Here is a 14,696-nt window from a genome sequence, read left to right as displayed (position 1 = left end):
CAGACCGGCTACGGTGACACTGCACCAGGCGTGTCGGCGCGCCGGTGCCACTCGCCCGGGTGGTGGAAAGGCAGACACGGCCGCCTTAAAAGCGGCTGCCGAGAGGCGTGCGGGTTCGACCCCCGCCCCGGGCACCGGTCGGCTCACACATTCTCATTCGTGATCTCCAGGACTTGGCCGCGCCGTTTACTCTTGGAGGGCACGTTCACGTGCAAACGACCCCCTGAGGGAGGCCAGACAGTGAAGACCTCGAACCCGGTGCTCGCCCGGCTCGGCCAAGCGGCCGAGCGGGAGCGCTCCGCCGGGTACGCCCCGGCTGGGCCGTACGGACAGCCCGGCATTCCCCAGCAGTACCCGTCCCAGGCCGGTTACCCGGCCGCGCCGCCGACCGTGGCGCCGATGACCGTCGACGACGTGGTCGTCAAGACTGTCGCTCTGCTCGGCATCCTCGGCATCACCGCCGCGGCCGCCTGGGTGCTCGTGCCCGACGCGCTGGTCGGTACCGCCTGGATCGGCGCGGCAGTGGTCGGCCTGGTCCTCGGCTTGATCATTTCGTTCTCCCGGATGGCCAACCCGGCGCTCGTGATCGCGTACGCGGTCGTCGAGGGTGTTTTCGTCGGCATGGTCAGCAAGGCTTTCGAGACGGCCTACGACGGCATCGTGCTCCAGGCCGCCGCGGCCAGCTTCGGCATTTTCTTCCTGATGGCGATGCTCTACCGGGCGAAGGTCATCCGGGCCACCCCGGCCTTCGTCAAGGGCATGATCGCGGTGATGACCGGCCTCTTCGCGGTCATGATGATCAACCTGGTGCTGGCGCTGTTCGGCGTCAACACCGGGCTGCGCGACGGCAGCCCGCTGGCCATCGGCTTCAGCCTGGTCTGCATCGTGGTCGCCTCGCTGAGCTTCGTGCTCAGCTTCAAGGAGATCGAGGACGGCGTCCGGATGGGCCTGCCGCAGCGCTACTCCTGGGTGGCCGCGTTCGGCATCCTGGTCAGCCTGGTCTGGCTCTACATCGAGATCCTGCGCCTGCTGAGCTACTTCCAGGGCGACGACTGACCTCGTCCGCACTGCCGACCGGCGCCCGTCCCCACAGCGGTGGGGGCGGGCGCCGTCGTCCGCGCCGTTTGCCCGCCGCCGCCGGCCCGCCCGGGGCAGAGTGAGCCCTGGGAGTACGCGGGCGAAGGAGGCGGCGGTGCGCAGCAACAACCCGGTGCTCAACCGGCTGGACGAGACCGGCCGGGTCGAGGCCCGGGTGCTCGGCGCCCGTGACGTCGAGCCGATGACAGTCGACGACGTGGTGGTCCGTACCGTCGGGTTGCTGCTGGTGACCGGCGTGGCGGCGGCGGTGTCCTGGGCGGTGATCCCCGACGCCGTGTGGCTGGGCGCCGCGCTGGCCGGCAGCGCGCTCGCCTCGATCGCGCTGGTCCTGGTCATCTCGTTGCGGGGGATCACCAACCCGGTGCCGATCGTCGGCTACGCCATCCTCCAGGGCCTGCTGCTGGGGGTGGCGAGCCGCACCTTCGAACAGGTCTATCCGGGCATCGTGGTGCAGGCGGTGGCCGGCACCTTCGGCGTCTTCCTCGGCATGGCGGCGCTCTACCGGGCCCGGGTGATCCGGGCGACGCCCCGGCTGGCCCGCCTGGTGATCGGCACCCTGCTCGGCATCGCCGTGCTCAGCGTGGTCAACCTGGTGTCGTACCTGATCACCGGGCGACCGGGCCTGGAGGTCTACAGCGTCAGCGGGGAGGTCGGCTGGCTGCCGTACGCCTTCTCGGTGGTGGCCATCATCGCCGGGGCGTTCAGCTTCATCCTCGACTTCGATCTCGTCGAGCGCTCGGTGCGCGACGGTCGAGCCCGTCGGTACGCGTGGCTGAGCGCGTTCGGCCTGCTCACCGGGTTGGTCTTCCTCTACTGGCAGCTGCTCCGGCTGCTCAGCTACCTGCGCCGCTGACCGGCCCGACCCGGCCGGGCGCGGTGCCGGCCGTAGACTCGGCGACGATGAGCGCAGCGGAGTTGGACAAGGCCGTGCAGTTGCTGGTCCGTCAGATCGCGCACTGGCAGCAGCCGCGGTGGGCGGCGGTCGCGACCGTCGGCAACGTGTCCCGCGCCGACCTGGTGCACCGCCTGGTACAGGAGATCGCCAACCTGGCCGCCGACGCCGAGTCTGCGCCTCGGCGGGTGGTGCCCCGACTGGACAACGACCTGGCCCTGCCCGATCAGCTGCGGGTGGTCACGGCGGACCTGCTGGCCGCCGACCCGGGAGCCGAGGCGCTGACCCGGGCCGCCGCCGAGGTGACGGCGACCCGCAGCGCGCTCTGAGGGTGGCTCGGCTCAGCTGAGCCGTTCGAGCACCATGGCCATGCCCTGGCCACCGCCCACGCACATGGTCTCCAGACCGATGGTCTTGTCGTGCCACTGGAGTGCGTTGAGCAGGGTGCCGGTGATCCGGGCGCCGGTCATGCCGAACGGGTGGCCGACCGCGATGGCACCGCCCATCACGTTCAGCTTCTCCTCCGGGATGCCCAGCTGGCGGTAGGAGGGGATGACCTGCGCCGCGAACGCCTCGTTGATCTCGACGAGGTCGACGTCGTCGATGGTCATGCCGGCTCGGCGCAGCGCCTGCCGGGACGCCTCGACCGGCCCGAGACCCATGATCTCCGGCGACAGGGCGGTCACACCTGTCGAGACGATCCGGGCCAGCGGGGTGAGCCCGAGCTCCTCGGCCCGCTGGGCGCTCATCACCACCACGGCGGCCGCGCCGTCGTTGAGTGGGCAGCAGTTGCCGGCGGTGATCCGACCGTCCGGGCGGAACACCGGCTTCAGGCCGGCGACCGCGTCGAGGGTGACGCCGGCCCGGGGCCCGTCGTCGGTGCTCACCACTGTGCCGTCCGGCGTGGTGACCGGGGTGATCTCCCGGGCCCAGAAACCGTCGACGATGGCCTTCTCGGCGAGGTTCTGGCTGCGTACGCCGAACTCGTCCATGTCGGCGCGGGTGACGTCGTACACCTGGGCCAGGTTTTCCGCGGTCTGCCCCATGGTCAGGTAGATGTCGGGCAGCTCACCGGCGTCGCGCGGGTCGGTCCACACCTCGGCGTCGCCCTGCGCGCGGCGCTTCGAGCGCTCGCCGGCCGGCGCGAAGCGCGGGTTCTCCCAGCCGCCGCCGACCAGGGCCTGCGCCTCGGGCGGCAGCCCGTCGGAGCTGCCCCGGGCATAGCGGGAGACCATCTCGACACCTGCGGAGACGAACACGTCGCCCTCGCCGGCCCGGATCGCGTGCATCGCCATCCGTGTGGTCTGCAACGACGAGGCGCAGTATCGGGTCAGCGTGGCGCCGGGGACAGTGTCCAGACCGAGGAGGGTCGACACCACCCGGGCCATGTTGAAGCCCTGCTCGCCGCCGGGCAGGCCGCACCCGAGGTAGAGGTCGTCGATCGTGGTCGGATCCAGCGCGGGGATCTTGTCCAGTGCGGCCTGGACGATTGTCGCGGCGAGGTCGTCGGAGCGGACCTCACGCAGGGACCCCTTGTGTGCCCGGCCGATGGGGGAGCGGGCGGTGGCGACGATGACGGCGTCGCGGGACGACTCAATCGGCATGGACCAACGTTAACCCGCCAGTAACATGGCGCGGAAGAAGCCGGCGCGGCGGGAAATGTCACCCGGAGCCGAGGCGATCTAGCGTCGGGTCGTGGCCGCCGCCGCGGCGACGATCGCGGGCAGCAGCGCGTGCGCCCACACCCGGTAGCCGTCGGCGGAGGGGTGGAAGCCGTCCGGGCAGAGCGTCCCCGCGTCGGCCCGGAACACCGGCCCGGTCTCGGTGGCCAGGTCGACCACCGAGCCGCCCGCCTCCAGCACGGCCGTGGTCTGCGCGCGGGCCACCCGACGCCCGGACCAGCCGACCACCTGGCGCAGTGGAGGCGCGATGGCACGCACCGCGCCGAGGTCGGGGCAGGTGCCCACCACCACCTCGACGCGCGCCTCACGCAGCCGGTGCACCGCCGCACCGAGATAGGCCGCCGCGTCGGAGGGGCCGCGCAGCCCGGTGGCGTCGTTCGCGCCGATCAGGATCAACGCCACGTCGGGCCGCTCACCGAGCAGGGCCCTGGCCACCTGGGTGGCGAGGTCCGTCGAGCGGGACCCGGAGACGCCGACGCTGGACAGGTGCACCCGGCGGCCGGTCGGGCCCTCGGCGAGCAGGTTGGCCAGCTGCCCGCCGATGGTGTCCTCCAGACGGTCGACACCGACGCCCAGTGCCGAGGAGTCGCCCAGCAGCACCAGTCGCAGCGGAGGAGCGCCCGCCCGGCCGATCGTGGCGCGCAGCGCCAGGCCCAGCTCCGGTTGCGCGTAGCGTCGGTGCCGGGCGACGAACGCCTCACCGGCGAGGACGGCGGCGCCCCCAACGGTGCCGGCGAGCAGCGAGAACGCCGCCGCCCGACCCAGTCGGCCGGCGAGGCCGGAGGCCACGCTCCGCGCGCTGCGCTCGTTCATGCCAGTCCCTCCACTGTCGAGGTGTCCGCGGCGGGCCCGTGCTGCGGCACCGCGCCGACACCGAAGAACGCCCGTCGGCGCAGCTGCGCCCACCGGCCGGCCGGCCCTCGATCGCGGCCCCGGACCTGGACGCCGCTGACCTCCGTGCCGGCGTGTCGAGCCGCCTCCTGCGCGGCCTTCGGCAGCGACCGTACGCCGTCGCCGCGCGTCGGTGTGGCCCGTCGTTCCGGGGTCGCGCCGAGGGCGGAGAGCATCGTCGGCAGGAGCGCGGCGGCGGCCATCGCGTACCCCTCGGCGGAGGGATGGAACCGGTCCCAGGCGAACATCCGGGTCGGCTCGGCCGCGAACCGGGGGCCGAGCAGGTCACCGAGGGAGACGGTCCAGCCGCCCGCCTCGACCACTGCCACCGTCTGGGCGGCTGCGAGCTGGCGGCTCCAGCGGTGTGCCAGCCAGCGCAGGGGTGGTTGGATCGGGCGGATCGCGCCCAGGTCGGGGCAGGTGCCGACGACCACCTCGCAGCCCGCGTCGCGCAGGGTGTGCACCGCCTCGACCAGGTAGCGCACCGCCAGGCCGCGTGGGGTGCGGTTGGTGATGTCGTTGCCGCCGATGAGGATCACCGCGATGTCGGGCCGGCACTCCAGGGCCGCCTCCACCTGGTGGCGCAGCGCCGCCGAGATGGCGCCGACCACCGCGAAGCGGTGCAGCCGCACCGGCCGGTGCAGTCGACGGGACAGGCCGGTGGCGAGCAGCGCCCCGGGCGTCTCCCGACGGCGGTGCACCCCGTAGCCGGCCGCCGACGAGTCGCCGAGCACGACCATGGTGAGCGCCGGACCGGGGAACTTCGCGCCGTACATCCCGTCGCAGCGGGGTGGCGGCGCCTCGGCCATCGGGATGGTCCGTCGCGCCTGGCGGGCCTGGCCGACCAGCACCCCGCCGGTCGCCACCGCGGCCGCCGCGGTGGCGCCCGTCCCGATGGCAGCCAACATTGCGAACCGCCGGGCCTGCCGCCAGCGCTCACCACCGGGTACGACGGAATGTGCCACCCCCATACCGCGACATTATCGCGCTGGCCCGACACACCGCTGTCGTCGTGACGGCACCCGGGTGCCTGGAAACCGACGCGACGGGGTACCTGAGTGGAAGAGGCCGGCCGACTTGCGCCGACCCGCCACGCTGATCCGGCGGAGAGGAGCGCGACGATGGGTAAGACACTGAAGCGCAGCGCGGCGTTCACGGCCCTGGCGCGGGCCCTGGCGGCCGGCGCGCGCAACGGGCCGTCGATCGGCACGCGGCTGGCCGCGCTGCCCCGGATGATCCGAGCCACCGCCAAGGGAGAGTACGACGGCGGCCTCCGGCTGGCCCTGATGACCGCGGCGACGGCGTACATCGTCTCGCCGATCGACCTGCTCCCGGAGATCCCGCTGGCGATCTTCGGGCTGGCCGACGACGCGGTCATGATCACGTGGTTGGCCGGCAGCGTGCTCGCCGAGACCGATCGCTTCCTGGAGTGGGAGGCCCGTCGCAGCTCGGTCATCCCCGGGGGGCTGGTGCCCTGACGGCACGTACGCTGGGCGGTGAGCAAACGTCTTCCCGGCCGCCACCGCCGGCGCCGCAACGAAGGGCACACCGTGCAGTACTACGACAACGTCGTCGACATGATCGGCAACACCCCGCTGGTGCGTCTGCGTAACGTCACCAGGGGCATCCAGGCCACGGTGCTGGCCAAGGTGGAGTACGTCAACCCGGGCGGCTCGGTGAAGGACCGGATCGCGTTGCGGATGGTGGAGGACGCCGAGGCAGCCGGCCTGCTCAAGCCCGGCGGCACCATCGTCGAGCCGACCAGCGGCAACACCGGTGTCGGGCTGGCCCTGGTAGCCCAGCTCAAGGGCTACAAGTGTGTCTTCGTCTGCCCCGACAAGGTCAGCCAGGACAAGCAGGACGTGCTCCGGGCGTACGGCGCCGAGGTGGTGGTCTGCCCGACCGCCGTCGCTCCGGAGGACCCGCGCTCGTACTACAACGTCTCCGACCGGCTGACCCGGGAGATCCCCGGCGCCTGGAAGCCCAACCAGTACAGCAACCCGGCCAACCCGCGCTCGCACTACGAGACGACAGGCCCGGAGCTGTGGAAGCAGACCGACGGCGAGCTCACCCACTTCGTGACCGGCGTCGGCACCGGCGGCACCATCTCCGGCATGGGCCGGTACCTCAAGGAGGCCTCCGAGGGCCGGGTGCGGATCATCGGGGCTGACCCGGAGGGCTCGGTCTACTCCGGCGGCACCGGCCGCCCGTACCTCGTGGAGGGCGTCGGCGAGGACTTCTGGCCGGAGACGTATGACAGGGGTGTCGCCGACGAGATCGTGGAGGTCTCCGACAAGGCGTCCTTCGAGATGACCCGGCGACTGGCCCGCGAGGAGGGGCTGCTGGTCGGCGGTTCCTGCGGAATGGCGGTGGTCGCCGCCCTGGAGGTCGCCCGTCGGGCCGGCCCGGACGACGTGGTGGTCGTGCTGCTGCCCGATGGCGGCCGAGGCTACCTCTCCAAGATCTTCAACGACTCGTGGATGGCCCGGTACGGCTTCCTCGACAACTCCGGTGCCGAGCCGACGGTGGCCGACGCGCTGGCCAGCAAGCCGGGCGGGCTGCCCGAGCTGGTGCACGTGCACCCGACCGAGACCGTCCGCGACGCGATCGACTACATGCGCGAGTACGGCGTCTCGCAGCTGCCGGTGCTCAAGGCCGAGCCGCCCGTGGTGACCGGTGAGGTTGCCGGATCGATCGCCGAACGGGACCTGCTCGACGCGCTGTTCACCGGTCAGGCCCACCTGCACGACACGATCGAGCGGCACATGGGCGACCCGCTGCCGATGATCGGTGGCGGTCAGCCGGTCAGCGAGGCGGTGGGCATGCTGGAGAAGTCCGACGCCGCCCTGGTCCTGGTCGACGGCAAGCCCAAGGGCGTCCTGACCCGCCAGGATCTCCTGTCCCACCTGGGCGCCCACTAACTGCCACCCTCGGAAGCACCCGGGTCCGCCCGCAGGCGGCACCGGGTGTCTCCGTGCCGTCCTTTGCTCTGCTTCACTCCACGCACGACCGAGTGTCCGATAATCGGACATCCGCTGTTGCGCATGGTGAAGCAGAGCAAAGGACGCGGAACAGGGGTCGCCCCCGCCGGCCGAGGCGCAGGCGGTGCTCAGAGGCGGCGGCGGTGTTCAGAGGCGGCGGGCGTAGCGCAACTGTCGAGTCTGCGCCGACCCGATCGCCTCGTCCCGCTCGTCCCCGGTGGGCCCCCAGCCGCCGCGCTCGTAGAAGGAGCGGGCGTGGACGTTGTCGCTCAGCACCCAGAGCACGGCACGTCGCCAGCCCAACCCACGCATGGCGTCCAGGGCGTCGACCATCAGCGCCCGACCGGTGCCCCGGCCCTGCTCGGCCGGGTCGAGGTGGATCGCGTTGAGCAGCCCGGTGGCCGGCTCGTCCTCGTCGTCCGGGCCCAGGTGGCTGAACCCGACCAGCGCACCGGCCCGCTCGGCCACGGTCATCCGGTGGGTGTCCCGCTCCCAGATCCACCGCTCGACCCAGTACCGCCCCATCGCCTCCGGCGTCGGGTCGGCCAGCGCCTCGGCCGGCAGGAAGGCAGAGTACGCGGCGACCCGGGAGCGCTGGTGCAGGGCGCCCACCGCCATCAGGTCGCCTTCGGTCGCGGAGCGGAGCGTGACGGTCACCCGGCCGAGGCTACCCGGCGCGGCGGAAGCTGCACCGTGGTCAGGTCCTCGGCGATGATCAGTTCGCCGTCGAAGTGCGCGCGCGCCTCGTCGTGGAACCGGCGCGGATCGGGGTAGCGCTGGGAGAAGTGGGTGAGCACGAGTCGACGTACCCCGGACTCGGTCGCCACCCGGGCGGCCTGCGCCGCGGTCAGGTGGCCGACCTCGGCAGCGAGCGCGGCCTCCGACTCCAGGAACGTCGACTCGATGACCAGCAGGTCGGCGTGCTCGGCGAGGGCGTACACCCCGTCGCAGAGGCCGGTGTCCATCACGAACGCGAACCGCTGCCCCGGCCGGGGCACGCTCACCTCGGCCCGGGTGACGCGGCGTCCGTCGAGGTCCAGGTGCCCGACGCGAATCAGCTCGCCGACTGCCGGCCCGGCGATGCCGTACGCGGCCAGCCTCTCCGGCAGCATCCGGTGCCCGTCCGGCTCGACCAGCCGGTAGCCGTACGTCTCGATGGGGTGCCGGAGCCGGCGTGCCTCCAGCGTGCCGCAGCGTAGGGCGATCCGTTGCCCGTCGTTCTCGATGGGCTCGACCCGCAGCTCGGCGGTCTCGTGGAACGAGGTGGCGTACCGCAGTCGGGCGAAGTATTCCGCGCCCCCGGCGGGGAAGTGCACGGCCACCGGGTGCGGCACCCGGTCCAGGGAGAGCCGCTGGATGGTGCCGGGAAGGCCGAGGCAGTGGTCGCCGTGGAAGTGGGTGACACAGATCCGGGTCAGATCGGTGGCGGTGACAGTGGTGTGCAGGAGCTGACGTTGGCTGCCCTCGCCCGGGTCGAAGAGGATCACTTCGTCGTCCCAGCGCAGCACGTACCCGTTGTGGTTGCGCTGACGGGTCGGCGCCTGGCTGGCCGTCCCCAGCACCACCAGCTCGCGCATGGACATCGCCACTCCCGCGGATATGGAGCGACCCCCGGGGCGCTCCGCGCATGTGCGCGGGCCGGCTGGACTTGGCCGGCACCCCGGGGGTCGGGTGGCTGTCGTGGATTCGCCGCACCGCTGCCACACGGTCTCGACGATGGTGCTGCTGCCCGCCTTACGGCGAGCCGTTCACTGTCGAGGACAGCGGCTAGCTGACAGCCACCTCACGAGTCCGATTGCTATACAAGTCTGGACCACCTCCTTTCACGTGTACGGCCACGTTATCGAGTCCTCGGCGGGCTCTGCAACGGATTTCGATCACACGGTCCAACGGGAATGCCCGGCCACCTTCTCGGCGGCCGGGCATCACGCGTGTACGGGTGGTGGTGTTCAGCCGCCGACACGGGCCACGCCGACCGGGCAGCTCAGCCCGTTCGGGCCGTGGTTGCAGTACCCGTTCGGGTTCTTGGTCGGGGCGAGGTACTGCTGGTGGTAGTCCTCGGCGAAGTAGTAGCTGCCGAGCGGGGCGATCTCGGTGGTGATCTCACCCTTGCCGGCGCGCGACACGATGGGCTGGAACGCGTCCCGGGACGACTCCGCGATGGTCCGCTGCTCGTCCGTGGTCGTGTAGATGGCCGAGCGGTACTGGGTGCCCACGTCGTTGCCCTGGCGCATGCCCTGGGTCGGGTCGTGGTTCTCCCAGAAGACCTTCAGCAGATCCTCATAGTTGATCTTGCTGGGGTCGTACACCACCTGGACGACCTCGGCGTGCCCGGTCCGGCCGGAGCACGTCTCCTCGTACGTCGGGTTCTTGGTGATGCCACCCGCGTAGCCGGCGGAGGTGGTGTAGACGCCGGGAAGCGTCCAGAACAGCCGCTCGGCGCCCCAGAAGCAGCCCATGCCGAAGACCGCTACCTGGAGGCCCTCCGGGAACGGGCCCTTCAGCGGGGTGCCCAGCACCTCGTGGCGGTCGGCGACCGGCATGGCGATCGGACGGCCCGGCAGGGCCTGGTCGGGCGTGACCATCTCGGCGTTCGTACGGCGCAAAAACACGGTGGGGATCTCCTCTCGTACCTCTCCCAGCGTGTAACACCGGAGGGTTCAGCTTCCTTACCCGCGTGACCGTGAGTCAGGCCCCCTCAGGAGAGTGCCGTCGCGACCCGGTCGGCGTACGTCTGGGCCTCGGTGTCGTCGTCGTAGCGGGTGCGCGGCCAGAAGAAGCCACGCAACCCGTCGCCCTTGGTCCGCGGGACCACGTGGGTGTGCAGATGGGGCACCGATTGGGACACCTTGTTGTTCATCGCCACGAACGTCCCACCGGCTCCGAGAGCGGTCTCCACCGCCACCGCCAACCGCTGGACCATGGCGAAGTAGCCGGGCAACAGGTCGGACGGCAACTCCGCCAGGGTCACCAGGTGCACCCGGGGCACCACCAGCACATGCCCCTTGAACACCGGCCGGGTGTCCAGGAATGCCACCCCGTCCGGGGTGTCAGCCACGCGGAACGCCGGCACCTCGCCCGTCACGATCCCGCAGAACACGCAACCGCTCATCGGCTCAGGCTATGCCGACGGGCCGACCGGTCGACGGGTCGCGGTGCCCCCACGCGGGCATCGACTGTGATAATCATTGACCAGTCTGGATAAGTACACGGGGGCAACGTGCTGTCGCGACAGCGGCGCCCGGCCGGTGGGCCGAGGCGGGCTGTCGCCTGGACGGCGCCCTCACGGCGACGATCGGATTCCTTGTTGCGGCCTCAGGACCCCGGGCCGTCGTGGTTCGGTTCGTCGATACTCCGAAAGGACGCACCTTGCAGATCAGAAGAGGTCCGACCCTGGCGCTGGCCGCCCTGACCGTCGGGCTGCTGACCGCCGCGATCTCGACCCCGGCCCAGGCGGCCACCGCGCAGACGGCCACCCCGTTGGCGCTGCCGGGCGTCGCCGACGTGGTGTCGGCCGGTGACCGGGTCTTCGTCAGCGGTGGCTACTCCTCGACCGAGGTCGCGGTGACCAGCGCGACGGGCACTGTGGTCGGCACCCTGTCGGGGCTGCCGGGCCCCACCGACCTGCTGCTCAGCGCCGACCGGCAGACGCTCTACGTGGCGCTGCCCAGCGCCAACGCCATCGCCGCCTTCAACACCGGGTCGCTGACCGAGTCGGCCCGGTACGACACCGGCGCGGGGGAGTGCCCGTCGTCGCTCGCGTTGACCGGGCGGTACCTGTGGTTCGGCTACGGCTGTGACCAGTGGGGCGGCAACATCGGCCGGATCGATCTGGCCCGGCAACCGGCCCTGGTGACCACCGGGGTGGCCACCGGTCAGGACTTCTACGACGCCCCGCTGCTGACCGCCGCCAGCCAGAACCGTTCGGTGCTACTGGCCGGGCAGCCCGGGTTGAGCCCCGCATCGGTGTACGCGTACACGATCGGCACCGGAGGCGCACTGAGCGCGCCCAGGGAGAACGACTTCATGGCGGTCGGCAGCAACCTGCAGGACGTCGCGCTCGACCCCACCGGCACCACCGTCTTCACCGCTTCCGGTGCCCCGTACGTGGTGCAGGCGTTCCCGTTCGCCGACATCAGCACCCCGTCCGTGACCTATCCCACCGGTGCGTACCCGAATGCGGTCGAGGTGTCCCGCGACGGCACCAAGATCGCCGGCGGCGCGGACGCCTCCTACGACCCGGACGTGTTCGTCTTCCGGGCCGACGGCACCGAGCTGGCCCACTTCGAGCTGAACGACGACCTCAGCCCGGGCGCGCTGGCCTGGGCACCGAACGGTGCCCGGGTCTACGCGGTCTCCTACGACTGGACCGGGGACCACCCGGTCACCCTGCACGTCCTGCCCGTTCCGGCCGGCTGACCGGCCCGCCGGCCCCCTGGTCGGCACATGGGGGCCGGGCCGGATGGTCCGGCCCCCACCCGGAGTGCGGGTTCCGTTCCAGCCCTCGGGACGGGGGCACTAGCCTCACCAGAATGAGTCACGGCTTCGAGACGCTCGCCATTCACGCCGGTCAGGACCCTGAGGCCCGCACCGGCGCGGTGATCCCGCCGATCTACCAGACCAGCACGTACGCCCAGGACGCCGTCGGCGCGCCCCGGCTCGGCTACGAGTACAGCCGCTCCGGCAACCCGACCCGCGACGCACTCCAGGAGTGCCTGGCAGCGCTGGAGGGCGGGCCGGTGGGCCTCGCCTTCGCCAGCGGCCTGGCCGCGGAGGACACCCTGCTGCGGGCCGTGTGCCAGCCGGGCGACCACGTGGTGATCCCGGACGACGCGTACGGCGGCACGTACCGGCTCTTCGCCCGGGTCGCCCAGCGCTGGGGCCTGGAGTTCAGCCCGGCCAAGATCTCCGACCCGGCCGCGGTCCGGGCGGCCGTGCAGCCCGGCCGCACGAAGATCGTCTGGGTGGAGACGCCGACCAACCCGCTGCTCGACATCGCCGACATCGCCGCCCTGGCCGCCGTGGCACACGACGCGGGCGCCCTGCTGGTGGTGGACAACACCTTCGCCTCGCCGTACCTCCAGCAGCCGATCGCCTTCGGCGCGGACGTGGTGGTGCACTCCACCACCAAGTACGTCGGTGGGCACTCCGACGTGGTCGGCGGCGCGCTCGTCGTCGCCGACGCCGGGCTCGGCGAGGAGTTGCGCTACCACCAGAACGCGATGGGCGCGATCAACGGCCCGTTCGACGCCTGGCTCACCCTGCGGGGCATCAAGACCCTCGGGGTACGCATGGACCGGCACTGCGACAACGCCGAGCGGCTCGCCGCGTACCTCGACGGGCACGCCAAGGTCGCCCAGGTGATCTATCCGGGGCTGCCCTCGCACCCCGGTCACGAGGTGGCCGCCAAGCAGATGCGCCGGTTCGGCGGCATGATCTCGTTCCGCGCCGCAGGCGGTGAGGAGCACGCCGTGGACATCTGCAACCGGGCCAAGCTCTTCGTGCTCGCCGAGTCGCTGGGCGGTGTGGAATCCCTGATCGAGCACCCGGGTCGGATGACACACGCAAGTGCTGCCGGCTCGCCGCTTGAAGTTCCCGGCGATCTCGTGCGACTGTCTGTCGGCATCGAGACGGTCGACGACCTACTCGCCGATCTGGAGCAGGCGCTGGGCTGACCGCTGGGGGAGGATGGCCGTGCAGGACATCATGGCGACCTGGGTCGGAGCGACCGCCAAGCAGATCGCCCGAGGCGTACGCCGAGGTGACGTCTCGGCGACCCAGGTCGTCGCCGACCACCTCGAGTACATCTCCCGGGCCGACCGTGAGCTGGCCGCGTTCCGCGCCGTGCGCGGCGGGGAGGCGATCACCGAGGCCGAGAAGGTCGACGAGCAGGAGGATCTGGCCAACCTGCCGTTGGCCGGGGTTCCGGTGGCGGTCAAGGAGAACACCCCGGTCGCTGGCCTGCCCACCTGGAACGGGTCGGCCGCCGCCCGCACCGACGTCGCGGAGGCCGACCACGAGGTGGTGCGTCGGCTGCGTGGCGCCGGAGCGGTGATCCTCGGCGTGACCCGGATGCCGGAGCTGGGGCTGTGGGCGCTCACCGACGACGAGAGCGCGGTGACCCGTAACCCGTGGGACAGCACGCGTACCCCTGGTGGGTCCTCGGGTGGTGCCGCCGCCGCGGTGGCCGCCGGGCTGGTGCCGATCGCGCACGCCAACGACGGTCTCGGCTCCATCCGGATCCCGGCGGCCTGCTGCGGGCTCGTCGGGCTCAAGCCCGGTCGCGGTGTGGTCCCCTGCCAGCTCGGGGCGGACGACTGGTTCGGCCTCACCGAGCACGGCATGCTGACCAGCACTGTCGCCGACGCGGCGGTCGGCTTCTCGGTGCTCGCCGGCCGCCGCCCCGAGAAGCTGGTCCCCCCGCAGCGCCTGCGGGTGGGCGTCTCGCTGCGCTCCCCGGTGCGCGGTGTCGCGGCGGACGCGCCCAACCGGGACGCGGTCGCGGCCGCCGGGCGGCTCCTCGCCACCGCCGGGCACGACACGGTGCCGGCCGATCCGGTCTATCCCACCGCGCTCGGCCTGCAGGGCATCGCCACCTGGTTCGCCGCAGCCGCCACCGACGTCCGGGCCTCCGGCCTGGACCGGCGCGGTCTGCAGCGGCGTACCCGGCGGCACGTCGCGCTGGGCGAGTGGGCGCAGCGTCGCGGCTACGTGCGGGAGGCGGACCGGGCCGCCTGGCGGCAACGGTCGGTCGACTTCTTCACCGACCACTCGGTCGACCTGCTGCTCACCCCGGCGCTGGCCAGCGCGCCACCGGAGGCGGTCCGCTGGTCGGAGCGGTCCTGGCGGGCGAACATGGCAGCCAACATCCGGTACGCCCCGTTCGCCGCGCCCTGGAACATCGCCGGCCTGCCGGCGGTCGTCGTGCCGGTCGGCCGCCGCCCGGACGGCCTGCCGGTCGCGGTGCAACTTGTCGGTCCGCCCGGCTCGGAGCTGCTGCTGCTCGGTGTGGCAGGTCAGTTCGAGATGGCCGCCCCGTGGACGCGCCACGCTCCCGGCTACCCCCGGGTCGGCACGGAGTCCCCGGCCACTGCCTGATCGTCGACGCCAGGCGCGGCGTCGTGCACCAGGTGTCGCCGCCGAGGGCACCGG

14 protein-coding genes, 1 tRNA gene and 1 pseudogene are annotated in these 14,696 nt (G+C 72.0%); 9 read left to right on the top strand and 7 right to left on the bottom strand.

What is annotated here, in order from left to right:
- Positions 1 to 53: 53 nt before the first annotated feature.
- The 4 genes from ACLQ3B_RS06010 to ACLQ3B_RS05995 all read left to right on the top strand — a co-directional run bounded on the left by ACLQ3B_RS06010 (position 54) and on the right by ACLQ3B_RS05995 (position 2,319).
- Positions 54 to 134, top strand: a tRNA-Leu gene (locus ACLQ3B_RS06010).
- Between the two features lie 106 nt (positions 135 to 240).
- A complete protein-coding gene (locus ACLQ3B_RS06005; RefSeq protein WP_355027826.1) occupies positions 241 to 1,056 on the top strand; it encodes a Bax inhibitor-1/YccA family protein in 816 nt (271 codons plus the stop codon).
- 136 nt (positions 1,057 to 1,192) lie between these two features.
- Positions 1,193 to 1,951, top strand: coding sequence for a Bax inhibitor-1/YccA family protein (locus ACLQ3B_RS06000; protein WP_124818042.1), 759 nt, complete (start codon positions 1,193 to 1,195; stop codon positions 1,949 to 1,951).
- A 47-nt stretch (positions 1,952 to 1,998) separates the two neighbouring features.
- Positions 1,999 to 2,319, top strand: coding sequence for a hypothetical protein (locus tag ACLQ3B_RS05995; protein ID WP_425778117.1), 321 nt, complete (start codon positions 1,999 to 2,001; stop codon positions 2,317 to 2,319).
- 12 nt (positions 2,320 to 2,331) lie between these two features.
- Here ACLQ3B_RS05995 and ACLQ3B_RS05990 read toward each other — a convergent pair whose 3' ends face one another.
- From ACLQ3B_RS05990 to ACLQ3B_RS05980, 3 genes and pseudogenes are all read right to left on the bottom strand, one after another.
- The gene (locus tag ACLQ3B_RS05990) at positions 2,332 to 3,594 is read right to left on the bottom strand and encodes an acetyl-CoA C-acetyltransferase (RefSeq protein WP_425778115.1); all 1,263 of its coding nucleotides are present in this window, start codon (positions 3,592 to 3,594) and stop codon (positions 2,332 to 2,334) included.
- A 78-nt stretch (positions 3,595 to 3,672) separates the two neighbouring features.
- Positions 3,673 to 4,485, bottom strand: coding sequence for an SGNH/GDSL hydrolase family protein (locus tag ACLQ3B_RS05985; protein ID WP_425779775.1), 813 nt, complete (start codon positions 4,483 to 4,485; stop codon positions 3,673 to 3,675).
- Positions 4,471 to 5,534: pseudogene (locus tag ACLQ3B_RS05980) on the bottom strand (SGNH/GDSL hydrolase family protein); the annotation flags it as partial. The gene ACLQ3B_RS05985 and the pseudogene ACLQ3B_RS05980, both read right to left, overlap by 15 nt.
- A 150-nt stretch (positions 5,535 to 5,684) precedes the next feature.
- On the opposite strand from ACLQ3B_RS05980, the gene ACLQ3B_RS05975 reads away from it, so the two are divergent.
- A complete protein-coding gene (locus ACLQ3B_RS05975) occupies positions 5,685 to 6,041 on the top strand; it encodes a YkvA family protein (RefSeq protein WP_124818033.1) in 357 nt (118 codons plus the stop codon).
- Positions 6,042 to 6,113: 72 nt separating this feature from the next.
- A complete protein-coding gene (locus ACLQ3B_RS05970) occupies positions 6,114 to 7,484 on the top strand; it encodes a cystathionine beta-synthase (RefSeq protein WP_357710280.1) in 1,371 nt (456 codons plus the stop codon).
- A gap of 207 nt (positions 7,485 to 7,691) precedes the next feature.
- Here the strand turns inward: ACLQ3B_RS05970 and ACLQ3B_RS05965 are convergent, their stop codons facing one another.
- From ACLQ3B_RS05965 to ACLQ3B_RS05950, 4 genes are all read right to left on the bottom strand, one after another.
- Entirely contained in the window at positions 7,692 to 8,201 is a 510-nt protein-coding gene (locus tag ACLQ3B_RS05965) for a GNAT family N-acetyltransferase (protein ID WP_425778113.1), read from the bottom strand.
- Positions 8,198 to 9,127: a ribonuclease Z gene (locus ACLQ3B_RS05960; RefSeq protein WP_425778111.1), complete on the bottom strand. Its 930-nt coding sequence runs from the start codon at positions 9,125 to 9,127 to the stop codon at positions 8,198 to 8,200. Before ACLQ3B_RS05960 ends, ACLQ3B_RS05965 begins: the two co-directional genes overlap by 4 nt.
- A gap of 366 nt (positions 9,128 to 9,493) precedes the next feature.
- Positions 9,494 to 10,156: a peptide-methionine (S)-S-oxide reductase MsrA gene (msrA, locus tag ACLQ3B_RS05955; protein ID WP_425778109.1), complete on the bottom strand. Its 663-nt coding sequence runs from the start codon at positions 10,154 to 10,156 to the stop codon at positions 9,494 to 9,496.
- An 86-nt stretch (positions 10,157 to 10,242) separates the two neighbouring features.
- A complete protein-coding gene (locus ACLQ3B_RS05950; RefSeq protein WP_425778107.1) occupies positions 10,243 to 10,656 on the bottom strand; it encodes an HIT family protein in 414 nt (137 codons plus the stop codon).
- Positions 10,657 to 10,913: 257 nt separating this feature from the next.
- On the opposite strand from ACLQ3B_RS05950, the gene ACLQ3B_RS05945 reads away from it, so the two are divergent.
- From ACLQ3B_RS05945 to ACLQ3B_RS05935, 3 genes are all read left to right on the top strand, one after another.
- Positions 10,914 to 11,963 (top strand): hypothetical protein, encoded by a 1,050-nt coding sequence (locus ACLQ3B_RS05945; protein ID WP_425778105.1) that lies wholly within the window; start codon positions 10,914 to 10,916, stop codon positions 11,961 to 11,963.
- Positions 11,964 to 12,076: 113 nt separating this feature from the next.
- Positions 12,077 to 13,219, top strand: coding sequence for a cystathionine gamma-synthase (locus tag ACLQ3B_RS05940; RefSeq protein WP_124818015.1), 1,143 nt, complete (start codon positions 12,077 to 12,079; stop codon positions 13,217 to 13,219).
- A 13-nt stretch (positions 13,220 to 13,232) separates the two neighbouring features.
- The gene (locus tag ACLQ3B_RS05935) at positions 13,233 to 14,642 is read left to right on the top strand and encodes an amidase (protein ID WP_425778103.1); all 1,410 of its coding nucleotides are present in this window, start codon (positions 13,233 to 13,235) and stop codon (positions 14,640 to 14,642) included.
- Positions 14,643 to 14,696 lie beyond the last annotated feature (54 nt).

The sequence above is a fragment of the Micromonospora sp. DT53 genome, from assembly GCF_049841535.1.
GTDB lineage: Bacteria > Actinomycetota > Actinomycetes > Mycobacteriales > Micromonosporaceae > Micromonospora.
This window is presented reverse-complemented; position numbering and strand designations above follow the sequence as displayed.